16 protein-coding genes are annotated in these 23918 nt (G+C 36.0%); 4 read left to right on the top strand and 12 right to left on the bottom strand.

Translation table 11 applies throughout. The annotated features are described in order from the left end of the window. Positions 1-167: 167 nt before the first annotated feature. From BN1058_RS02630 to BN1058_RS02590, 9 genes are all read right to left on the bottom strand, one after another. Complete coding sequence (locus tag BN1058_RS02630) at positions 168-866, bottom strand: response regulator transcription factor (protein WP_090852465.1); 699 nt, start codon at positions 864-866, stop codon at positions 168-170. Further along, complete coding sequence (locus tag BN1058_RS02625; RefSeq protein WP_176694427.1) at positions 863-3490, bottom strand: ATP-binding protein; 2628 nt, start codon at positions 3488-3490, stop codon at positions 863-865. Before BN1058_RS02625 ends, BN1058_RS02630 begins: the two co-directional genes overlap by 4 nt. 78 nt (positions 3491-3568) lie before the next feature. Next, entirely contained in the window at positions 3569-4390 is an 822-nt protein-coding gene (locus BN1058_RS02620; protein ID WP_255307037.1) for an IS3 family transposase, read from the bottom strand. A gap of 44 nt (positions 4391-4434) precedes the next feature. Beyond that, entirely contained in the window at positions 4435-4779 is a 345-nt protein-coding gene (locus BN1058_RS02615; RefSeq protein ID WP_090852482.1) for a helix-turn-helix domain-containing protein, read from the bottom strand. A gap of 274 nt (positions 4780-5053) precedes the next feature. Then, on the bottom strand, positions 5054-5821 hold the full coding sequence (locus BN1058_RS02610) for a transposase (RefSeq protein WP_090852454.1): 768 nt from the start codon (positions 5819-5821) through the stop codon (positions 5054-5056). A 230-nt stretch (positions 5822-6051) separates the two neighbouring features. Beyond that, positions 6052-6531, bottom strand: a complete 480-nt coding sequence (locus BN1058_RS02605; RefSeq protein WP_176694426.1) for a VanZ family protein — start codon at positions 6529-6531, stop codon at positions 6052-6054. Positions 6532-6656: 125 nt separating this feature from the next. Beyond that, the gene (locus BN1058_RS02600; RefSeq protein WP_090852448.1) at positions 6657-7769 is read right to left on the bottom strand and encodes an SGNH/GDSL hydrolase family protein; all 1113 of its coding nucleotides are present in this window, start codon (positions 7767-7769) and stop codon (positions 6657-6659) included. A gap of 114 nt (positions 7770-7883) precedes the next feature. Further along, the gene (locus BN1058_RS02595; protein WP_141652103.1) at positions 7884-9293 is read right to left on the bottom strand and encodes a DEAD/DEAH box helicase; all 1410 of its coding nucleotides are present in this window, start codon (positions 9291-9293) and stop codon (positions 7884-7886) included. Positions 9294-9298: 5 nt separating this feature from the next. Beyond that, on the bottom strand, positions 9299-9664 hold the full coding sequence (locus BN1058_RS02590; protein WP_090852442.1) for a hypothetical protein: 366 nt from the start codon (positions 9662-9664) through the stop codon (positions 9299-9301). Between the two features lie 246 nt (positions 9665-9910). Here BN1058_RS02590 and BN1058_RS02585 point away from each other — a divergent pair, with 246 nt between their 5' ends. From BN1058_RS02585 to BN1058_RS02570, 4 genes are all read left to right on the top strand, one after another. Continuing rightward, entirely contained in the window at positions 9911-12067 is a 2157-nt protein-coding gene (locus BN1058_RS02585) for an ATP-binding domain-containing protein (protein WP_090852439.1), read from the top strand. Between the two features lie 87 nt (positions 12068-12154). Next, entirely contained in the window at positions 12155-14650 is a 2496-nt protein-coding gene (locus BN1058_RS02580) for a UvrD-helicase domain-containing protein (RefSeq protein ID WP_090852436.1), read from the top strand. 150 nt (positions 14651-14800) lie between these two features. Beyond that, positions 14801-15784 carry a ParA family protein gene (locus tag BN1058_RS02575; RefSeq protein ID WP_090852433.1) on the top strand — a complete coding sequence of 328 codons (984 nt, stop codon included), beginning with the start codon at positions 14801-14803 and terminating at the stop codon, positions 15782-15784. Next, positions 15781-16152 carry a hypothetical protein gene (locus BN1058_RS02570; protein ID WP_090852432.1) on the top strand — a complete coding sequence of 124 codons (372 nt, stop codon included), beginning with the start codon at positions 15781-15783 and terminating at the stop codon, positions 16150-16152. The genes BN1058_RS02575 and BN1058_RS02570 overlap by 4 nt, the downstream gene beginning before the upstream one ends. A gap of 31 nt (positions 16153-16183) precedes the next feature. On the opposite strand, the gene BN1058_RS02565 is transcribed toward BN1058_RS02570, so the two are convergent. The 3 genes from BN1058_RS02565 to BN1058_RS02550 all read right to left on the bottom strand — a co-directional run bounded on the left by BN1058_RS02565 (position 16184) and on the right by BN1058_RS02550 (position 23791). Beyond that, positions 16184-16645 carry a hypothetical protein gene (locus BN1058_RS02565; protein WP_090852428.1) on the bottom strand — a complete coding sequence of 154 codons (462 nt, stop codon included), beginning with the start codon at positions 16643-16645 and terminating at the stop codon, positions 16184-16186. A gap of 263 nt (positions 16646-16908) precedes the next feature. After that, complete coding sequence (tnpA, locus tag BN1058_RS02555) at positions 16909-17382, bottom strand: IS200/IS605 family transposase (RefSeq protein ID WP_090852422.1); 474 nt, start codon at positions 17380-17382, stop codon at positions 16909-16911. Between the two features lie 190 nt (positions 17383-17572). Beyond that, positions 17573-23791 carry a discoidin domain-containing protein gene (locus BN1058_RS02550; protein WP_090852418.1) on the bottom strand — a complete coding sequence of 2073 codons (6219 nt, stop codon included), beginning with the start codon at positions 23789-23791 and terminating at the stop codon, positions 17573-17575. Positions 23792-23918 lie beyond the last annotated feature (127 nt).

Here is a 23918-nt window from a genome sequence, read left to right as displayed (position 1 = left end):
TCTCCCTTATTTCGTTTTCTGTTTACAAATCAAATATAAAATATACGCCATTACAATCGAATAAAAATAAAAGCGCTTACATTTCAAAAACATTAAAATTTTTGGGGCAAGGGGTCAGGCGCCTTGTCCCAAAAAAACGGGACAGGGGGCCTGACCCCCTGTCCCGCTTATATATTAGTCGTCAATAAATATCCAGCTCCAGGATAAGTAACAATTAACTTTGCAACTTCTTTATCGACTTTTTTTAACTTCCCTCGGATTCTAGCAATCGCAACACGTAAATATTCCACTTCATCTCTATATTCTGGCCCCCAGATATCAGATAATACCTGCTCATGCGTGACCACTTTATCACTATTCATAGCTAACAGTTCTAATATGGAATACTCTGTGTTTGTTAATTTTAACTCCTGATCTGCAATCCAACATCGACGCTTAGGAAAATCAATCTTAAATGCCCCACAAACTAAGGCTGTCTGATCATTAGTCATTTGCTCTATCGGTTGTGTTCGACGTAATACTGCTTTTACCCTTGCAAACAACTCATCTAATGAAAATGGTTTCGTTAAGTAATCATCTGCCCCCAGATTAAGTCCTTCCACTTTATCCTTTGCTTGGCTTCTAGCGGTAAGTACAATCACAGGTGTGGATGTAAATTTTCTTAATCTAGCGAGTACTTCAAATCCATCCATCTCGGGCATCATGACATCTAATAAAATAATATCTGGTTGAATTAAATCAAAATTCTCTAACAGTTCAACCCCTGATAAATAAGTGGTTACTTTATAACCTACGGACTTTAAATTGGCAGAGATAAACCGTGCTATTTTTCTTTCATCATCTACTACAACGACTTGTTGATTCATGCTTGATCCTCTCCTTTTTCACCGGTTATCGGCAAAGCTAATATAAAAGTAGTTCCACTACCATGGACTTGTGGCTCAACCCAAATATCTCCACCATGGGCAGCCATTATCCCTTTACATATGGCAAGACCAAGTCCGGTTCCACCTGTTCTTGTTGTTGCAGAAGAATCAACTCGATAAAAACGATCAAATACTTTTTTCGTATGTTCAACCGGGATACCAATCCCATTATCTGAAATCCGAATACGAACTTCACCATCTATACATGCTGTTTCAATTTGAATCTGCTTTTGTTCTTCATCATTGTAACGAATGGCATTGGTAAAAATATTTAATAATACTTGTTTAAAGCGATTTTTATCAACAGAAACAATAGGTAATTTATTTAATGCCTCAGGATTATACGAAATGGATACTGCTTCACGATCAGAAAAACTTAGTATTGTTTCTTCTATTACTTTACTAATTTTGGTTGGTATTCGATTAACATATAATGATTTAGAATCAATCTTTGAAATATCTAACCAATCATTAATCAATTCTTCAATTCTAGCAATATCTTCATGGACACCTTCTAATAACTCTAACTGAAAAGCTTTATCCCAATCTGTATCTTTTCGTAATAGCGTTTCTACACTCCCGCGAATACTTGTAATTGGTGTTTTGAACTCGTGGGATGCCATCGAAATAAGGTTATCTTTCAGAAAATCAATTTCCTCTTGCTGGGTGATGTCTCGTATGAGATAGCCCTTACCAAGCAATTCGCCATCATCCAATACATTAAATCGGTAAATGATATATACTAATTTCTGATTTTCTGTTTCTAAAGTAACCTTTAATTGATCACACTGCTCTTTAAGATATGCATCTAACTCATCTTCATCATATTGAAAAGCTTGCTGAATCCAATCATTAAATACATCTTCATGTTCTCCCTCAAAATTCGGAATATTATTTCTGTTTAAGTTCTTAAAAAATTCGTTCGTATATAATATTTTAGAATTCTTTTTAACTAGTAAAACACCTTCTGACATACTTGTTAATACTGCATTTAGTTCCGCGTGTTTCGTTCGTTGTTTCTCAAATAGTAATTTATTCTTTAACACAACACCGAAAGAACTAGCTAATGTTTGTAAGAATTGTTGATCATTTTCAGAAATCGTATCTTTTTCTAATAAATCTACAATTAAGTAACCAACTCTTTCTTCTTCAGCGAAAATTGGCTCTATATGCAGTTTATCCCCTTTCGTTTGCTGACTAAAATAATCATGGATATTCTCATTTTGTACAACTCCTTGTGATGATACCGAGAAATCCTGATTTAGAAATAAGATGGGGTAACTAATAATCGGTTTAATCTTTTCTAACGATACTTGGATAAATTGAGCAATATCCTCTTTTGAAGATATACTGCCTATTAATTGACTAATCGCTCTTAATTCATCGTTTTTCATCTCCAAGCTAGACGTACGTTCTTTTACTCTTTTTTCTAATTGATTATTCCAATAAACTAGTTGCTTTTTACTATCGTTAATCTGCATAGCCATTTTATGAAAATGATTGGCTAAAAGAACCATTTCTTTAGGAAGTCGCTGACCCTCTAACTTTTGTAACTCTTTACTAGCCGAATCTCCTTCTACCGTTACTCTTTGCGTGTAATTTAGTAATACAGAAACCGTTTTATCAAATTTTGTAGCAATTAATGTCCCTACACCTATCATAAATAATGTGGTAACAACCATAAAATAAAGAATGGTAAAAATGGAATCTTTAAATGCATTGATGACGATAGAAGCTGGTTTACTAACAAGTACAGTCCAGCCTAGGGAAGGAATCGTTTCATAACTAATGTACTCTTCTTGGTCTTTGTAATCAGAAAAATAATAGCCGCTTCCTCTTAAACTATCACCTTTATTACGAAGAACTTCTTCATCGGATAAGTTACGAATCTGTTGTCGATAATTATAGTTAGGATGATAGACAACACGGTTGGATTGATCAACAACAACGGGATATCCCTCTCCATAGTCAAACGCTACAATCTTATTTTCAAGTGCTTTTAAATCCAAAGCCCCTAAAACATATCCATCAAAGTTACCTTCTTTATCAAATATAGGAGAAACAATAGTAATAATTGGTCCGTCAAACCCTACTCTTCCTTCAAATACTCCTGAAACAACGGTTTTTTCATTTTCTACAACATTTTTATAATAATCCCGGTCACTAAAATTATTACCAGCGTTGCGCTGGCCTTGATCATTCATCTCGGGGTAAAAAACGACCGCTGTTCCTTTCGTATCTCCAATATACATATTCTTAAAACTTGGTAACTTCTTTTTGATGGTTGAAAGTAATTCTAATTTTTTTTCGTAATCAGCATCTTCCAGCACACCTAATTGTAAAGCCAATGTCTCAATTGCGCGCCGATGTTCTCCAACAAAGTCGTCCACACTTGAATTCAACTGCTCTGTAGAAAAAACCTGATTATTTTTACTTTCATCGATTAAAGCTTTTAACTGATATATCTGAATAATACCTAAAATGCTTATCGAAATAACTGCAATCGTAGCAAAAGAAATGATTAATTGCTGCTTTAACGAAGTCTTCCGCAAAAATCTAAGCAAATACCAACACACCCTTCCAGTGGGACACGGGGTCAGTAAGCATACCCCTGTCAAGTAGACACAAAAAGTTTGGGGTCATTATGCTATTCTCTCTTTGTATTGTACCGGCGCTAATGATCCTAAGCCTTTTTGTCTTCTTTTGTTGTTATAGAAATCTATATACCATTCTACTGTACGATAAACTTCTTCTTTGGTTCTCGGCTTCTGAATACGAATAGATTCCTCTTTCAGTCGGCCAAAAAAGCTTTCAATCGGTGCGTTATCCCAACAATTACCTTTGTTAGACATACTCTTTTTCATTTGATATGATTTTAATTGATAAGTGTAAGCATAAGACGTGAATTGATGCCCTTGATCACTATGAATTAAGGTATCTTTCACGTCTCCTTTTTTTGTTGCTATCTCTAAGGCTTTCAGTACCAATGCATTATCATTCTTATCACTAATGTGATAGGAAACTATTTCATTATTATATAAATCTAAAATAGCGCACAGGTATAGGCGTGTACGACCTACATACAAATATGTAATGTCCGTAGCCAACTTTTTAAATGGTTTATCTACATCAAACTCTCGATTGAGGATATTCTCAGCTGTATTTCCCTCTTGTTTATACTTGTGTTTCTTCCGAAAACTAAGAGCCTGAATATTCATTTCTTTCATCAGTCTATAAACACGTTTATGATTAACCTTCTGTTTGTAGCTTTCTTTAATCTCATCCGTAATTCTAGGATAACCATAGGTATAGCTTGTTTCTTTATATATTTTTGAAATAAGTTTCTTTAAACTCTCTTCGTCTTTTTCTTTCACAGTCATAGGCCTTGATTTTCTTTTTTTCCATTTGTAATATCCACTTTTGGATACATTCGCTATTAAGCATAAATCAATAATAAGATAAATAGCTGCTAGATCATAAATTATCTTAAATTTATCCTTAGCTCGTTTTACTTCTTTCCCTCCTCTCTGAGCTGTATTAACTTTTTTATATAAGCATTCTCAGCTTCTAAAAATGCGATCCGTTCAGCCATGGTCTTGGGATCTTCCCACTTATCTGCAGAAATTGGCTTTGTATTCTTTTTTATTTGTTTTTTACGTTCTATCTTACTTTTTCTCGGTTTAGAATCAAATGCATTAGAACCTTCCTTTTCCACCTTTTTAATCCATGTTCGAACGGTTTCATCACTGGGAATATCAAAAACTCTTGCAACACTTAAATAACCTAAACCTTCATGATCATGGTAATATTGCACAACTTTCTCTTTAAATTCTTTTGAATATCTTTTTGTCATAAAAAATCTCCCCTTATAGCGAAAACATAACACCCAATAATTTATGTGTCTACTATAAGGGGATAATATCACAGACCCCGTGTCCCATTTCACCTCAATCAACATTTCTAATAGTGCAATTATATTACTATTCGACAAAATAATAAAGAAAAATTGTCAGCGTTTTCAAAAAGTTCATAGATGGGACGGGGGGGTGGGACGTGGGGTCAGGCGCCTTGTCCCATTACACATCACACATCAAAAAATGGGACAGAGAGTCTGACCCCCTGTCCCATTAGTGTATTCGACTGATCGTAGTTTTAGGAATACCAGTTATTCTTGATAATTGTCTTGTAGAAACGCCATTCATATTTTTTAATTCAATTATGATTTTGTTCCTTTGTTCTTTATCCAATTTTTTTAATTCACTTAATTGCACTATTCCCTTTCGTTTAAGTAATTCAATCAATTCGGCATCTTTTGCGCGATTGATTGTGGCAAAATTCAAGCATGTATATGTATCATCAGATAATTGCATATATTCATTAAATAAGTAATAGGCATTATCTTTATTAGAAGAAAATAATTTGAAAGCATAATCGACAGAAACAAGCGTTGATCCATAAAGATAATCAACTATACTTGTCCACTTACTTGTAAACACATTTGTCGTTAGTCCTGCTTTAAGAGGATTCTGATGAATATAACGAAGTACTGTCAAAAAAGCTCGCTCATCCTCTATATTTACACTTTTGAAACGACCCTGAAATAAATGTCCTGTTCGATCATATTTTTTGTTATACCAGAGCACAAAACTCGAACTAATTCGCTGTATTGCTTTTGATAGATTTTCTTCAGCAGATTCTTTTATTAACAAATGAACATGATTGTCCATGATGCAATAGCCATAGATCGTATATCCGCTAATCATTTTATATTTTTTTAAAGTAGCTAAAAAATTAAATCGATCATCGTCATCTTCAAAAACAATCTGTTTGTTAATTCCTCGAAACATCACATGATAAATGCCACTACTACTTTTTCCCCTCGGCTTTCTAGCCATCTATACTCCTCCTTTGGGACAGGGGGTCAGACCCTGTGTCCCAATTAATTTCTCCTTTATTCAATAAGTTATTGGAGAATCATATAGATGTCAAAAGAAAAAAAATTGACTTTATTGCCTGAAAAACTAGTAAAAATTAATTAATAGTATGTGAAAATACAAATATGAAATATTTTAATACAGACAAAAGGGAAAATTAAATGGGACAAGGGGGCAGTCCCCATGTCTCATTATTCATCCAAGTCTATAAATGGGACAAGGAGCCTGACCCCCTGTCCCAAATCCTCACTATTCCGTTTCACATCATTTGTTGGTAGGGTGACGAATGGCCGTTCATTAATAAAGATCAGTCCTACAAGTAATGAAATTAAAACCATACTATATATAGTGAAATACTTAGGTACAAATCTAGTTAGATATTTAATTAGATATGTAATAAGTAATGGTATGATCAGTCCAGTAGTAACACCTAACATATTGGCGATAGCATCTAAAAATTCTGCACTTCTATTAGGGACCATATATTGTCTATACTCTTCAAAAACACCAAAGCTAACCAACACCATCCAGATATAACCAATCCGTCTGTTAACAGTATGCTCGTTTGATAAGACAATAATTACAATCCCTAATAATAGCGCAATCAACCCATAACTTAAAAAATGCATTTGCTTATCTACACCAAACATTAATTCATAATTTAGTTGCATTATCATCACCCCTCAACAACAGGGTTACCAAATTCACATCTTTGTAGACCTAAATGGGACATGGGGTCAGGCGCTTTGTCCCATTCAAGCCGAAGTGGGACATGGCGTCTGACCCCTTGTCCCACCTATTTTGTTATGAGTGATTTAATTTGAATTGTTTTTCCAGCTTCTCTAACAAAAATCTGCGCAGTGTGGTCACCTTTTTCCAGTTCATCCGTGATCATAAGGTGAATTTCTCCTTCTGTTAGATCATTTAAATCATATTGCTGCAAATATTCACCGTCTAGATAAACCTCCATGAGGCCACCAGTATTATTTATATGTAATGCGAGCAAATCACCAGAAAATTCATACCGAATCGAACTACTTGCTTGACTTGACGAATAATATCCATCAACTAATGCGAAACCATCCAACTCTTCCGGTGTATCAATAAAACGAAAATCATCATACTTGTTTATATCATGTAATACCTCTACATTCGAATAATCAATTGTAATATCTTTTGTAACATCTTCAGCAATCGTGTTAACAATGGCTTCAGCATACAATTCGTAACCTACCGCATTAGGATACCCTTCATCGGTCAGTAATTGATCCGTTTCTTTATCAGACTTTGAAAAAATCTTTCTGCCATCAATAGATGGCATGCCATAATGATCAGATAATTCTTCAATAACCGTTACATACTCTTGTTGATCACTTAAACTATTTTGAATCACGGTGAAAATTTCTGCCTTAGGATGGTCAGTGATTATTTGCTTTAAAAGCGATTCATAATTTTTCTCAAATTGTTTCACTGTTAATCTATCTGTATCATGTTGACCAAAAACAACCATGATTAAGTCTTGTTCAGTATCCTTTTTCTCCTTTTCATACACAAACAATCCATTAAATACATCAGCACCTTTTTTTGTTATCTGATGCTCATTAACTTTATTATTATACTTCGCTTCTATTAGATTACTTACTTGTTGTTTCAGTGTATGTTCATCTTCTACACCAATCCCAGAACCTAACTCATCACCAATAATCAAAAAATCAATCTTTTTACCATTTGCTAGTTTTGTATACAGATTTCGGTTTGCTTCCTCTGACTTTATTAATCTTTGATCCATTTTTTCGTGTGCTTGTTTACTTATTGTTTTTAACTTTTCACTATATTGCAGATTTCCATAAACAATTAAACCAATAAAAATAATACATGTAAAAAAAATAAAAATAGATTTCTTAGACATACCCGATTCCCCACTCTTTAAAATGTTTACATCAAGTATAATATAATTTAATCAATTGGGACAGGGGGAACTGGGTTGGGACAAGGGGACAGGGGGTCAGACCCCACGTCCCATTTACAAGACTCGTATGTCACATTGTAAGTCTAGGTAAACATCCTTCCTTGCACTTGCTTGGCTTCGTAACATCGGAATTTGGTCGTCAATAAAGTCATAAAGAATCGCCTCTTTTTTGCCTTTTGCTTTTCGCATGATTCTACCTATCTGTTGTTTCACTTTGGTTTGTGATTTACTCGGCGTGACTAAATATAGCTTATTAAGCACGGGAATATCTAATCCTTCATCTGCTATTTTTGTGGCAATGATGAGATGCAGTTGTTTGTTCCGCGCTTTATTTATGATCTCTTCCCTTTGCTTCTTTTGAACTTTTCCAGTCAATATAGCACTTGTAAGATGCGGACATTGTTTATCTATTAAATTTTTTAAGATGTCACAGTGGGCAACTCTATTAGAAATCACTAACGCACAATCATCTGCAGCCATTGTTTTACCAATCACATCAATAATTAGTTGATTTCGGTTCATATTCTTGATTAGTACTTTTGTTAACTTGTTAAAATCATCCCCATACCTAGATTGAAATGACGTATAAACCATTTTCACCTTTGGTATCATAATTTGATTCGCATGCATAAGATCCATTTCAGTAATGCTAGCCGTAATTGGACTAATCGTGTGAAATAAAATCGGTTCTAAGCCATCCTTCCTTTTCGATGTAGCTGTAAATCCAAATCGATATTTAGCGGTTGTTTGATCTACTATTTTCCGAAATGTAGTTGCTGGTACTCGATGCGCCTCATCAACAATCACAGTTCCAAAACGATCGCTTAAAACCTTCCGATCCACATTAATTAGACTTTGAACCAATCCAACCGTTATTTTTTCCCCTATTACATATTTCCCATCACCAATTACTCCAATATCTTCTTTTGGGATTTGCAGAAAATAACTAATCTCGTTTATCGCTTGATATAATAAATCTTTTGTATGCGTAACCCATAAGGTTTTTTGACTAAAAGAAGCTAATAAAAAGATCCCCATAACGGTTTTCCCTGATCCACAAGGACTCTCAATCAAACCCTGATCTAAATTTGACACTTCCTGCACGATTTGCTGTTGGTAATCTCGCATTTCCCCTTTTATTTTTCCAAAACTAACTGGTTGGACCACCCTGTAATCCACGATACGATAAGAAATATCTTCCTCCATTAAAATCTTTTTTAACTGAGGTAAATACCCCCTTGAAAGTCGAAAAAGTTGACCGAATTTTTTATGATTTACTTTTGAATATAGACGAAGCTTCTGTGGAATTCCTTTTGTAGAAAAATTAAATCTAACTGCTTCATCATAAGCTGGATTCAGAAGTGTTAGCTCGGATAGGATCGTTGAGCAAACAGTGGCATCTACCTGATCAGTCATGTAGATCGCATCATAGAGATACAGTGTTATCGACTTATCTTTTGACAATACGTTTACAATCTCCCTTTAAAATAAATATTTTGATACTCACCATTTACCACTTGTATTTTTATCTTTGATCCAATTAAACTATTACAAACATCCACAGCGTTTTCTGGATTTATCCTTAATCCCAACCGCTTCACATCCTCCACTAGCATACTAACCCCACCTTCTCGGTCCACCCAATGAAACTTTTTAAGTGTTACCTGTTCATCTTCTAAAAATAGGGTCCATTTAATGGGGCGACGATCATCTCGTATCTGATCGTCAGCTATCACGTCCTTAATAATTGCTGTATATTCCCCATCTTCTACAAAACTCCAATTAGCCTGTAATCTTTTTAAAATATTATTTTCATCACTTGTATTGATCGGCATCTCTACACCTCCAAAAAATCTTCTATCATCTAAATATATTTGGAGAAGGAATTAGTTATTCATTGCAACCACTTTACTTATGAAAATCAGGAGTGAAACAGGTCACCTTCGAATGATTAGCTTATTTTTTGCATATAAATTTATGAGCAATAGTGAACATTTAAACAAATAAAAAACGAATGATTATGGGTTTACTAAACCACTTTTTGTCATAATTTAATGACTTAACAAAAATGGAGGAATTTCATGCAGGGAAAATTTATCTTAACCGAACCGATAGGAAAGGATGGAGAAAGGTGTGAACAAATCGTTTGGACTACCGTTCAATCCGCCTTTGCTAATCGAGAATGCTTAGCCTATTGGAAATATCCAGTCTTTTCTAAAACAGGAGAGGCACGAAGAGAACCCGATATATTAATAATCGATAAAGATGAAGGTGTCATTATCATTGAAGTAAAGGGAATAACCATTGATCAGATCGTCAGTATGAACGGCCATCAATGGACTTTCAGAAATTTTTATCAGAAGAGTGGCAGCCCTTATTTTCAAGCAGAAGATCAATTAGAAAAATTATATAGCTACTTTACCGCTGATCGTACACTACGAAAAAAAATAACTGGCAGAGTGCTCATCTCTCTTCCTTTAATTACAAAAAAGGAATGGAAAGAACGAGGGTTTGATAAGCTTCCATCCGCCCCACCAATTATATTTAAAGACGACTTATCCAAATCCACCTTTTTATCTACCATCCAAAACACCACTCCAATTAAAGCTGGCATTGAAATAAACGAAAGTCGATGGAACCAATTACTTTCCTATATTGGCGGTAGCACTATTTATCAAAAACCAGTAATTGAAGAACAAAATACTGAAAAAAATAGTCGCAGAGCGATTATTTCTAGCTTAAATCAGAAACTTTCCACATTAGATATCCAACAAGAACAAATCGGAAAAGCTATACCTCCAGGTCCTCAGCGAATAAGAGGAATCGCTGGTTCAGGAAAAACAATACTTCTCTGTCAAAAAGCTGCACACATGCATTTAAAACACCCGGATTGGAATATCGCTCTCGTGTTTTTCACAAGAAGTTTGTACGATCAAATGATATCTCATATTGATCGTTGGATCCGCCACTTCAGCAATGGCGAAATGCATTATGATCCTATTAAAAATGATAAACTACGCGTATTACATGCATGGGGAGCAAGGGATAGAACAGGTTTTTACGGACTAATGTGTGAAAAACATGGTGTTCCTAGGTTAACAGCCAATAATGTTGAAAATAAAAAGCCAAATAAAGGCCTAGCTAAAGCCTGTAAAAAATTACTTGAACAAGAACAAATCACGCCCTACTTTGATGCTGTTTTAATTGATGAAGGACAGGATTTAATTGTTGATGATAAAACACTGTTATTTGAAAACAAACAGCCGATTTATTGGTTAGCCTATCAATCACTTAAACCTGTTGATGCAACAAACGAAGATAATCGTAGATTAATATGGGCATATGATGAAGCACAAAGTTTAGATACATTAGAAATCCCAAAAGCAAAGGCATTATTCGGAGAAGCATTAGGCCATTTAGTTAGTGGCATGCATACAGGTCGAATCAAAAAAAGTGAAGTGATGCACCGTTGTTACCGTACACCTGGACCAATTTTAACCGCTGCTCATGGTCTAGGAATGGGTTTGCTACGAAAAGATGGGATGCTACGGGGTTTTACCACGAAAGAAAACTGGCAAAGTATTGGATATGAAATTAAAAAAGGAGCGTTTAAAAAAGGAACAGAAATTGAACTCTTTCGTCCAAAAAAAAATTCACCAAATATCGTTCCTTCTCTTTGGAAGGGAGATGTGTTTCAGTTTAGAACATATAACTCACGGCAAGAAGAGGTAAATGATGTTGCAAAAAAAATTAAAATAAACATTGAAAAAGAGGGATTACAACCAAGTAAAGAGATTCTTGTTATTATTCTAGGTAGCCATAAAAACCATGACATTTGGAAACTAGAAAGAGCACTATGTGAGCAGTTACGACTAGAAGGGGTCAATTTTTATATTCCTAGTACCCTAGAGTCTAATATATTTTATCAAAAACATGATCGGAAAAACCCTGATAAATTTTGGGAAGATGATGCTGTAACTGTCTCTCGTATCCACCGTGCCAAAGGAAATGAGGCGGAGATGGTCTATGTGATTGGCGTAGATCAAATCGCACAACAAGAATCCGATATTCATTTGCGAAACAAGTTATTTGTTGCATTAACAAGAGCCAAAGCGTGGGTTCACCTAAGCGGCATTGGCGATTATAGAATGTATGAAGAAATCAACCAAGTATTAGCTAGTAAAAATCACTTCACCTTTACATTTCACCAACAACCAAAACAAGACTTAAACGACTAACGGGACACGGGGTCAGGCGCCGTGTCCCACTTTCTAACTAAACTGGGACGCAGGGACTGACCCCGTGTCCCATAGGAGGAGATTGGTGTGAATTTTGGTATTTATTATTCAGACACTGCAAGGGAAGAACTTCTTAATATGTCCGAAAAAAGAATCGCACAATTATCCAAACGTATAGATTGCCTTCGCAATGGGAAATGGCAAAATGGAACGCGAGTAAAGAAGCTTCGTTCCATCAATCACAAAAGAACCATTTATGAAGCACGAGAGGATAATGCAAGAAGAATGCTATTTACCATAGTTAAAAATCGGCAAGTAGCTAAACAAGCAGCACTATTAATCTTTCATTTTGAAGTGGATCATGACCGGGTGATCCGTACAGCAAAGACACTTATGCAAGATGATTATGATAAACACCAATATGATCAAGAGGAAGAGCAAATTTGTTCATTAGAGGAATTTACAGAAGAAACAAAACCCATCTGGGGAAATGAAGCTGAACATTTCCATACGTATCTAAATCAGCTAAAATCATATGAATTAGATGACGATACCCTGCTACGATTAATGCGCAGCAAAGAACTAAATGAAAATGAATTTTTCGAAATGAAAATTAGCTTAAGCAGCGAACAACGTAACTTCGCACGGGCACCACTACCTTTTTTATTAAGCGGGACAGCAGGAAGCGGTAAAACTACCATCGTGATTCACAAACTACTAGAGATGGATCCAACTTCTACAAAACTATATGTTACCTATACAAAAGACCTTTGCAAAGTAGCAAAACAAATGTTTCAGCGTCTTGTCAAAGGGATGGATGACGAACATAAATACCTTAATCATACACATTTTAAAACGTTTGATGAACTTATGAGAGAACGACAGAAAGACAAAGCACAAGATGTGGTTACTAGAGAACGGTTTATGAGTGATCATAAAAAGTTAGCACGCAAAAAAAACATCGAAAAAGACTTTCCTGCACTGATGATGTGGGAAGAATTACGTGGCGTCTGGAAAGGTGGTTTATACGGGAAGAATTATATTCTCACCGAAAAAGAATATCTAAACCTTACGGATGATCAAGCACCAAATTTTGTTGGGAATCGTAAAAAGGCTTATGAACAGTTTCTTTGTTATCAAACGATGTTATCACAATCACATAAAATCGATGAACAAGATTTACTACAAGAAGCGATTGAATTCAATAACACTAGCTACAATTATATCTTCTGTGATGAAGTGCAAGATCTATCCATGCTACATCTAAAATTCCTGTATGAACTAGCTGGTAAAAAGGCAACGAACTTATTTTTAACTGGTGATGATCAACAAATACTCCATCATAGTGGGTTTAGATGGCCAACAGTTAAAGATTTATTCACCTACCAATTTAAACATAAACCACCTAGGCTCGAACATTTAACAATGAATTACCGTAGCGTTGGGGCTATTACCGATCTAGCAAGGGCGATTAATAAATTAGAGAAAAACTATACCAAGAAAAAAATCAAAGCAAAACCACCACAAAGCTTGCATTATGGGGAAAAACCTTATTATTTCTCCAATATATCAGAAGTGGAAATGATGGAGACCGTTCATGACTTTGGACCTCACCAAGCAATCATTGTTCGATCAGATGATATGAAGAAGAAGCTCCGTTCGATTTTCCAGAAACGATATGCCCATCCACCACTTATCTTTACCATTTTTGAAATTAAAGGGCTAGAGTTTGAACGAATCTTAATTTGGGACTTCTTTCAAAAAGACGCAGAAGAAACTATATTCTGGGAAAACACGATTCGACAAATCCATGATGGAAATGAAGAAAAGATTCGAAGTAATAAGGAAATTCTACGTACATTATCATGGGAAACAAACCTTTTATATGTAGCAGTAACACGTGGGAGTCATTACTGTTATATTTTTGATCCAGATCACACTGCTGCCTTCTGGAATTTTAAACCCATCCATGAACAAATGCAGGAACATAAAAATTTAGCTGTTTTACAAGAGACGGAGGCACATACTGCAGAGGCAACAGAAAAAGATTGGTTTCAAGAAGGAAAAAGATTGTTTAAGAAAAAATTATATATTCAGGGATATGATTGTTTTAATCGCCTAAAAAACACAAAAGAAATAGAAGTCTATAAGCATGCATGCTTAGGATACGCAGCTAAAGAAAATGAAAAATATGAGGATGCATTAGCACATTTTAAGCAAATAAACATGCATGATGAAGTTATTTCATGTTTAGATATATTGGAACAATTTATGACAGCATATAATTACATCCAAAAAACAGTCATACGTTCCATCAGTGACCCTGATGAAAAGCAGGCATGGATATTAAAAAGTTACTTATATAGAGTTAAGGAGTTTGATAAAAAGGAAAATTGGAATGGAAGTGGGATCTATTGCAATAAATTAGGCAGACATTACGAAGCAGCGATTCGTTTTGAACGTAGTGCTGACTCAGTATATGCAAAAGATGCCTATGAACGCGCGATACAATCCTGTGACCCTAAAAACACCAAACACCTTAAAAAAATAAAAGAAAAATACCACAAACTCTTCATGCAATAATGGGACACGGGGTTGGGACACGGGGTCAGGCGCCTTGTCCCTCTCTCTTGGGACGTGGGGTTGGGACGTGGGGTCAGGCCCCGTGTCCCAGTTTTAGTTATTATCGCTTGTACTTTTGAATATATATGGGTTAGATGGGAGGAAAACGAAATGACAAATAAAGCGCGTGTAATTAGTATTATTAATTGGAAAGGAGGCGTTGGAAAAACCACCTTTACTCATCATATCGCTACAGGATTACAACATTTAGAACCAGGTATATTAGAAAAACACTTTAATAAACGAACACCACCTAAAGTATTGGTCATTGATATGGATGCACAATGTAACCTGTCTGTTTCTTGTTTAATGGAAGACAAGTTTGAACAGTTTATTCGTGAAGGAAAAGAACAAAACAAAGGAATTAAATGCTTATTTAAACAATTTCTCTATAACAACCCAGCCGAAGCAATCAAACCAGCGGATTACATACTTAAACATCAGGTAAGAAAAAATAATCAACAAGTATATGAAAATATCGACCTTATTCCATCTCACCCTGATCTCATTTATACAGACATGGAAATTGCAGCATACACACGAACTGATTTTGATAAACATTTAGTTGGCTCAGATATTTACAAATTTCAAATGCTTAATAAGATAATAAACAACTTCCGTAACAATTATGATTTGATTTTAATTGATTGCCCTCCAAATTTGAATTTCTTAACCCAAAATGCACTCTATGCTAGTGATTACTATCTAATCCCTACAATTCTTGATACATTATCTTCTTACGGACTAATGTCGATTAAGAATAAAGTAACAGAGTTGAACAACACTTTTTATTCGAAAGATAGTAATTATATAAAAACGAAACTACTAGGCATTATTACTAATAGCATTATAGAAACGAAAGGCCAACCTAAAAACACACAAATGCTTGTACTTAATAAAATACAAAGCGCTTTTCCGAATCTAGTATTTGACTCATATCTCACACAAGGTGATGGCATTTCAAAAGCATCCGCCCATGCCTATCCCGTTTTCGCTTTTGAAAAATCATCTAAGAATGCTGCGAAACAAAGCGAGCACATTCGCAAAATAATCACTGAATCATTAGATAGAATGAAAGGTGCGAATGGAACATGAAAGTAAATAAATTAATTATACAGTTAGAAAAAACAATAGGTATTTTAAAATGCTATGAGAATTGGAAGATCGAGGATATGCTTGATGATATCAAAGAGAAAGTGTCTGCTCAGAAACCTAATCCGCTTGATCAGCCGAAAAAAACTTCGCCCGAAATAGAAATTTCTGTACCGATAGATAAGATGAAAACAATGAATCGACAAGAAATAACGAAAGCTTTAAAAAAATATAAAAAGGCTGAACTTATTGCCATCGGAAAACAACTAAAATTGAAATTAACGATGAACAATAACAAAGCCATATTAATAGAGTCGATCGCAAACCATTTCTCCTATTTGCAGCTTAACGATAAAATGGCAAACCGATAACGGGGCAGGGGGTCAGACCCCTTGTCCCAATCTATATTTGCCTATCTAATAAAACTAAATTTCCTTTTTTCCTATCATAAATTTCTTTTAGCTTCTGAAATGGCATATCGGAATCAACAGTCTGTAGCTTTTTTAGATATTTCCTTCCCCTTTCTGTGTTTATAATAAATTCTTCCAGTTCTTTATCATCATAATGAGGATGGGTGATTTGGTAATATATCGCAATCCTGGTTACTTCATTCATAAAACCAAAATTATCAGCATGATCATTACTAGCATTATAGATATAATAATCATCCACTATATGCAAATTTTTCACAACACCCAGTCCTAACATAGTGGCCAAATCAGTATCAATCTCGTGATTTTCAAATTCATAAAAATGAACTGTTACATCACCGTTATAAGGTGTATTGGTAACTACTTCAAAATCGACACCACATATTAAATCCTTTGCCTCAATTAAATACAAATCATTTTTAGGTTTCTTCATAATAAATCCTCCTTAAAATTTGATGCCTATATTATGAATAAACGACAACCTCAGAAAACACACAGCATGGGTTGGGACAGTGTCCCTGACCCCATGTCCCAACGATAAAATGGCAAACCGAAATATAACTAAATCAAAACCACCAGTGTGAACTGGTGGTTTGCTCTGCGGCTGGAAGCCTTTGTTACCGGCCTCGGCCTTAAAGGCCCGCTGAACGGGTTTCCCTTTTGCACCACACTCACTCACTGATTCTAAAGAATCTCTTATCTTTTCTTTTTATTCTTCTCTCCAGTGAAAGGATCAAACTCTTCAAATAAAGTTAATTGATCGCTTACGTAGTCCTCTTTAAGCTGATTCCTAATATATTCTTGAATTTGATTTTTGTTTCTGCCCACTGTATCTACAAAGTAGCCCCTACACCAAAATTTCCGGTTACCATATCTATACTTTAAATTAGCGTGACGATCAAAAATCATTAAACTACTTTTTCCCTTTAGATATCCCATAAACTGAGATACACTTAGTTTTGGTGGGATACTTACTAACATATGAATGTGATCTTTGCATGCATTTGCCTCGTGTATCTCAACGCCTTTTCTTTCACAAAGATCTCTTACGATTTCTCCAATACTTTTTTTATATTTTCCATAGATAATTTGCCTTCTATATTTTGGAGCAAAAACAATATGATACTTACATCTCCACTGTGTATGTGCTAAACTATTCTTGTCCTGCATTGGACATGCCTCCTTCTTTGATGAGATTTGGTGGTCGGGAAACCAACCTTATCTTATCATGAAGAGAGGCTTTTTTTGTCCCCACGCTGGAAGCTCTATGGAACCCCCGGCATAGCCAGGGGTTTTCAAAGACCATAATAATGGGACAGTGGGTCTGACCCCCTGTCCCATCAAAATCAATATTTAATTATTAAGCATCTTGTTCTCTTTTTCGTTTACGAATTATAAGCCATAATGTGCCAAATGCCATAAGCAGTGAACCTGCTAAGATAAGGTTGTAATTATCTGTGGCGGTGTCAGGCAGTTCATTCGAGTCGCTAGATGCTTCTTCTAACGCTTCAGTTGCTTGCTCAAGGTTATTAGTTGCTTGATTTACATCTTCCTGTGAAGCTGCTTCATCTTGAAGGACTGCTTTTCCTTCCTTTAGTGCTTCCATGAATAGTTTCCATGTATCAGCAGTATAATCAGCTTTGTCTTTCTTCTCAGCAAGCGTAATCGCTTCTTCCAAACTAGATTTATCAACTACTACTTCGTCTGATTTTTCAACTAACTGATCGATTGCTGCTTCTAGCGCTTGAACAGCTGTGTTTACTTCTTCTTGCGTTGTAGCTTCATCCATTGCTGTTTCTGCTGCTGCAATTGCTGCATTTAATGCCTGAACGGATGCTTCTGTATATTTCTCTAGATCAATATCTTTAGCTTCCGTTACTTTAGCATTCAACGCGGATTTATCAAGTTCTTCTGGCTTTTCTTCTAGGTTTCCAATAGCTGTTTCTAAATCAGTTAGAGCTTGATCCAGTTCCGCTTGTGTTGTAGCTTCTTCTAGTGCTGTTTCTGCTGCAGTAATCGCTTCATTTAACGCTGTTACTGAGTCTTCTGTATACAACGCTTCATCAATATCTTTAGCTTCCGTTACTTTAGCATTCAACGCGGATTTATCAAGTTCTTCTGGCTTTTCTTCTAGGTTTCCAATAGCTGTTTCTAAATCAGTTAGAGCTTGATCCAGTTCCGCTTGCGTTGTAGCTTCTTCTAGTGCTGCTTCTGCTGCTGTAATTGCTTCATTTAACGCTGTTACTGAGTCTTCTGTATACAACGCTTCATCAAGATCTTTAGCCTCAGTTACTTTAGTGCTTAATGCTGTTTTATCAAGTTCTTCTGGTTTTTCTTCTAGATTTCCGATAGCTGTTTCTAAATCAGTTAGAGCTTCGTCCAACTCTGCTTGTGTTGTAGCTTCTTCTAATGCTGTTTCTGCTGCAGTAATCGCTTCATTTAACGCTGTTACTGAGTCTTCTGTATACAACGCTTCATCAAGCGCTTTAGCTTCAGCTATCTTAACGTTTAATGCAGATTTATCAAGTTCTTCTGACTTTTCTTCTAGGTTTCCAATAGCTGTTTCTAAATCAGTTAGAGCTTGATCCAATTCCGCTTGCGTTGTAGCTTCTTCTATTGTTGTTTCTGCTGCCGTTATTGCTGCATTTAAAGCATTAACGGATGCTTCTGTATAGATTGATACATCAAGCGCTTTAGCTTCCGTTACTTTAGTATTCAATGCGGCCTTATCAAGTTCTGGTTCCTTTTCAAGATTCGCAATAGCTGTTTCTAAGTCAGTTAAAGCTTCATCTAATTCCACTTGTGTTGTAGCATTTTCCAATGCTGCTTCTGCCGCAGTAATTGCCTCATTTAACGCTGTTACTAATTCTTCTGCGTAATCGTTTGGATCAATCTTGTTCGCATCTGTGATCAACGATTCTAATTCGGTTTTGTCTAAAATGTTAAATGTTTCATTGATGGTGCCTTCGTATTCTACAATACCCGTAATGGCGATTGTAGCTTCACCAGCCTCAACGTTATTTTCATATGCTACACGATAGTCAATGCCTTCTTCTAGTTCAACAGTGTCTAAAGTTACGGTTGCTTTAGGAGCCTTTGCTTCTCCATCATATGAAAATACTTCTTGATCAAGGGCAACTTCTGCACCTTCTAAAGATTCTTTTGCAGGTGGGGCTTCACGAAGTCTAATTTCTTTTGCTGTCATAAATCGATCAGCTTGACCTCCATCACCATAAGATGATAGGGCTGTAAGGCGTACGAACTTAGCTTCCACTGGTTCGCTAAATGACGCTATAGACCATGTGTTTGCCTCATTTGACCAATTACCAACGGCTACTTCTTCCCATGTTTCATTATCTAAAGAAGTTTCCACTTTATACTCATTTACCATACCATTCGAATTACCACTACGAGATAAGTAACGGAGTGCATCAATCTTTGTTACTCCATCCATTTCCAAAGTAATCCAGAAGTTTGACTTATCTGTACCACCCCATGGCGTATGGAATATAGTTGATGTGTCATTATCTACAGCAAAATTAGGGTCACCTTCTGTTGGGTGATTCTGGTGGTAAGCTCCTGCAGTTGCCGTAGTCTTTCCATATGGGTAGTCTCTAGAACCATCATCTGCTGGTAAATCCATATCAGGTGCAGGTTGGTCTAAATTAACCCTATAGCTTTCTCTCGTTTCGTGATCTTCTGATTCAGTAAGAATGCGAATCACATTCTTGTATGGTTCCAGTACTGTTACTGCAACGTTTTTATCACTTTCTGCCTCAACCACTGCTTTTTGATATGCTGTGTTAATCACTTTTTCATCAAGTTCTTTAGCTGAAACACTATTACCATTGAGTAGTAAATTATCAAGTGTTGCTTCTGCATTTACGTTAAGCGAACTGTGTTCAACACGTAATTCTACCTCTGAAAGTCCAACTGCTAAATGCTTGCCAGCTTTATTGGTTCCAGGATCACTTGTTAAGACGATCTTAAATGCAACCGCTGGAACACCATTGAAACGATAATTAATTTTTGTCGTATTTGGCGTACCTTCCGTTGTTTCTCCACGTGTTTCTTTAACGTTTTCTATTTTTGTCCAAGTTGCATCCTCTGTACCCTCATTGGACCAATACAGTTCTACATTTTCAGGTAAACGTGCAGCCCAAGAATCTTGATAGAAATATAAATCTGCAGATCCTAAATATTGTGCCGTTGCATACGTGAAAATAATTTCTGCTTTGTTTTGCCCTGTTTGAGCCATATCATAGTTTGTCCAAATAGAATTGTTTGGCCCTGATTGAACCGTATCAAATCCTGTATCACCGTCAACAATGGCTTCCAAGTTATCAGATTGTAATTCTTTTGGTATATCTTGTGTTAATGTCAGGTTATTACCTGCTATATTATCACCTAAAGTAACGTCTGCATCATCCACACGAACGGACGCAGTTACAGGAATGGTTTCCCCAAACACTGTCGACGTTCCTTCAATGGTTACAAGTCCTGGTTCTTTATAGTTGTTAGCATCTTGCGTTTCCCAATCTACAGGGAACTCAGTTTGTAGTACTTTACCATCCTCTAAAACAAGCGGTCTACTTGAAGGTAAATTAACATGATCAACACCTGTCGTAGTCGCTAGAGAATAGTTTAGTAGCGCACCAACTGATTCAATAACTGTCACATTAGCTAAAACACGAAGATCATGGTTATCAACTTGCCCAACTACGTTAACCGTTCCAGGTTCATCGAACATGTTTTCTTCCGTATCCCATGTAATTGGATGTGTTTCTTCTGTTCCATCACTAAAAAGTACCTTTGTTTCTGATACAAATTGTGGTTGGTAACCTAATTTTACATAATAATTTTTAGGCATTGTATATCCGATAACATGTTTTTCAGTTGACTCTTCAGGATCAGGTGTCGTTGTAATAGTTATACTTTGATTTTTGATCCCTTCGCCTTCCACATTAACTGTCATTGTTCCTGCATTATCAGTGGATTTTACAATAGCAACGAGTTTTCCGCTGAATGCTTTACGTTTGCCACTGTCATATGGTTCATGATCCGTCTGGTCACCATTATCAAGTGCCATCAGTTTCCCTTCACCACTTACACTTACATGCAATAAATTTGAAGCATCCGCAACGATATCACCATTCTCATCGATAACATCAATGGTAATATAGGACAAATCACGATCATTAGCCACAATCGATTCTCGATCCGCTTCAAGGTTTAGATTCGATGCCTCTTTAAATGTAGTCACACTGTCGCGGCCTTCTGTATCCGTAATAACATTACCATTTTCATCATAGGCCTTGGCATAAACAGTTCCATCTGCATAAGGAACGTCCCATGTTAGATAAAGATTTCTGAAATCTTCCGCTTTTTTGTCACTACCCTCATATACCTGATAACTATGTCCTGCATCTGTTGTGTATTTTGTAAATGTTTTCTTACCAAGTGATGTTTCTTCACCTTGTTCATTTTTATAAAATAATTCAACACTACTTGCATCACTATATACATCAACACGAACATTACCGTTTTCATCAATATTAATCATATCTTCTTTCCAAGCTGGAAGTACATGAAGCGTATTTACATCATCATTCCATTGGGATTGATAGAAATAGAATCGATCCTTTGGAAGACCTGCTGTATCAACAATACCAAAATAACTTGATTTTGGTGAAGGCCAAGCACCTGTGGCACCTGAACCAACGTTATTCCAAGGTGTTGGTTCTCCAAGATAGTCAAAACCAGTCCAAACAAATTCTCCCGCCATAAAGTCACGGGTAATAATGGAATACCATGAATCTGCTGAAAGTTTACCCCATCCTACTTTTGATTCATCATAGGATGTTAAGTGTCTATCGTAGTTAGAAGGTTTGTAAACCCCACGACTGTTGACAGATGATGCTGTCTCTGAGCCATACATTTTCCACTCTGGGTAATTTGCATGATATTGGTCAAATTGACTACCATTTGCATAGTTAAAACCAATTGTACCGCCAAGTTCAGTCAATCTGTTACCAAACTCTTTAGACACATCCCAATTGGCTTTAAGTTTATTATCACCAATCGTAGCTGGACGCGTTTGATCAACTTCTCCGACCCAAATTGCTAAATCTTCTAAAATATTTGGATAGTCTCCATACGGACCACTGTTACCTTCCATTACTTCATTACCTGTTGACCAGCTAATGATAGATGGTGCATTAATTCCACGGCGAACCATGGTTTTCGTATCAAATTCTGCCCATGTCATGTCTGGAGTTGCACCTAATAATGGGTTATCACCAACTGATTTATTAAACCATTTCGCATAATCGTTGTAGTTACCATTTTTGCTGGCTACCCATGTATCGAATGATTCATCAATAACAAGCATACCTTTTTCATCTGCAATTTCAATTAGTTCATCTGGTGCAGGGTTGTGTGTCACACGGATTGCATTGACACCCATGTCTAATAAGATTTCAACTTGGCGTTCCATTGCACGGTAATGCGCTTCTGTACCCAATGCACCTTGATCAGAGTGCATACTTACACCCTTTAATTTAATGGCTTCTCCATTTAAATAAAACCCTGTATCTGTTGTAAACTCAAACGTTCTGAAACCATAGTCTGTTACATATTCATCAACCACTTGACCATCTACTAAAACCTCTGTAACAATTTCATATAAATATGGATTAGATAGAGACCAAAGGGTAGGGTCATTTATTTGCAAAGCAACATTCGATGACACAGCGTTATTCGCATCAATTTGCAATACATCACTTTGCTCACTCACGATATGATCCTCTGAACCTTTTTCACGGATGCTTTGTCTTACAACCGCATTAACAGCTTCAGCTGACTGATTCTTAATTTCCGCATTCACTTCTACATCTACATCTTGTCCTACTTGATTTTCAAGATTTGGTGTTAATACTTGCACACCATAATGCCCAACATGCACATCATCTGTTATGGTTAGATGCACATTACGGTAAATACCACTTCCTGAATACCAACGGCTTGATGGAAACTCATGATTCACACGAACCGCAATTACGTTCTCTCCATTGTAATTGATATGATCAGTTAAATCGTACGCAAATGGTGTATAGCCATTTGGGTGATCACCCAATTTATGTCCATTAATATAAACGGTCGCATTCATGTAAACGCCACCAAACTCAACAACAACGCGCTTGTCTTTCATAGATTCACTTAGAGTGAATGACTTACGATACCAACCAATACCACCAAGCTTATAGCCACTTTCTGCTTCACCTGCTTTAGTATATGGCAGATCTGCACTGTAATCATGTGGCAATTGCACATCATCCCAGCTTGAATCATCATACGCATTCAACTGCGCATTACTTTGTTCCCCATAATAAAACTTCCAATTATCATTAAATAATTGACGACGTTTATTATCACTTATATCAGTTTTATAGATAAACGTTTCAGGTGAACTAATAGAATAATCCCCTTCCGCTGCGCTAACAGTAGGTTTTACATATCCATTACCTGCCACTAAAAAAACAATTAATAACCAGATAACTATTCTTTTTATTTTCCCCACATTTTTTACCTTCCTTCTGAGTGTACTTTAATCTCAATATAAATATAGATCATAGGCACAACGCATAAACTATCTTTTTGCACAAGCGACCTTATTCCACTTGTTTTTAAGATAATTTTCTATTTTT

Origin of the sequence: Paraliobacillus sp. PM-2 (assembly GCF_001368815.1) — a bacterium.
Lineage (GTDB): Bacteria > Bacillota > Bacilli > Bacillales > Amphibacillaceae > Paraliobacillus.
The sequence above is the reverse complement of the archived record's forward strand: the minus strand, read 5'-3'. Positions and strand labels throughout refer to the sequence as shown.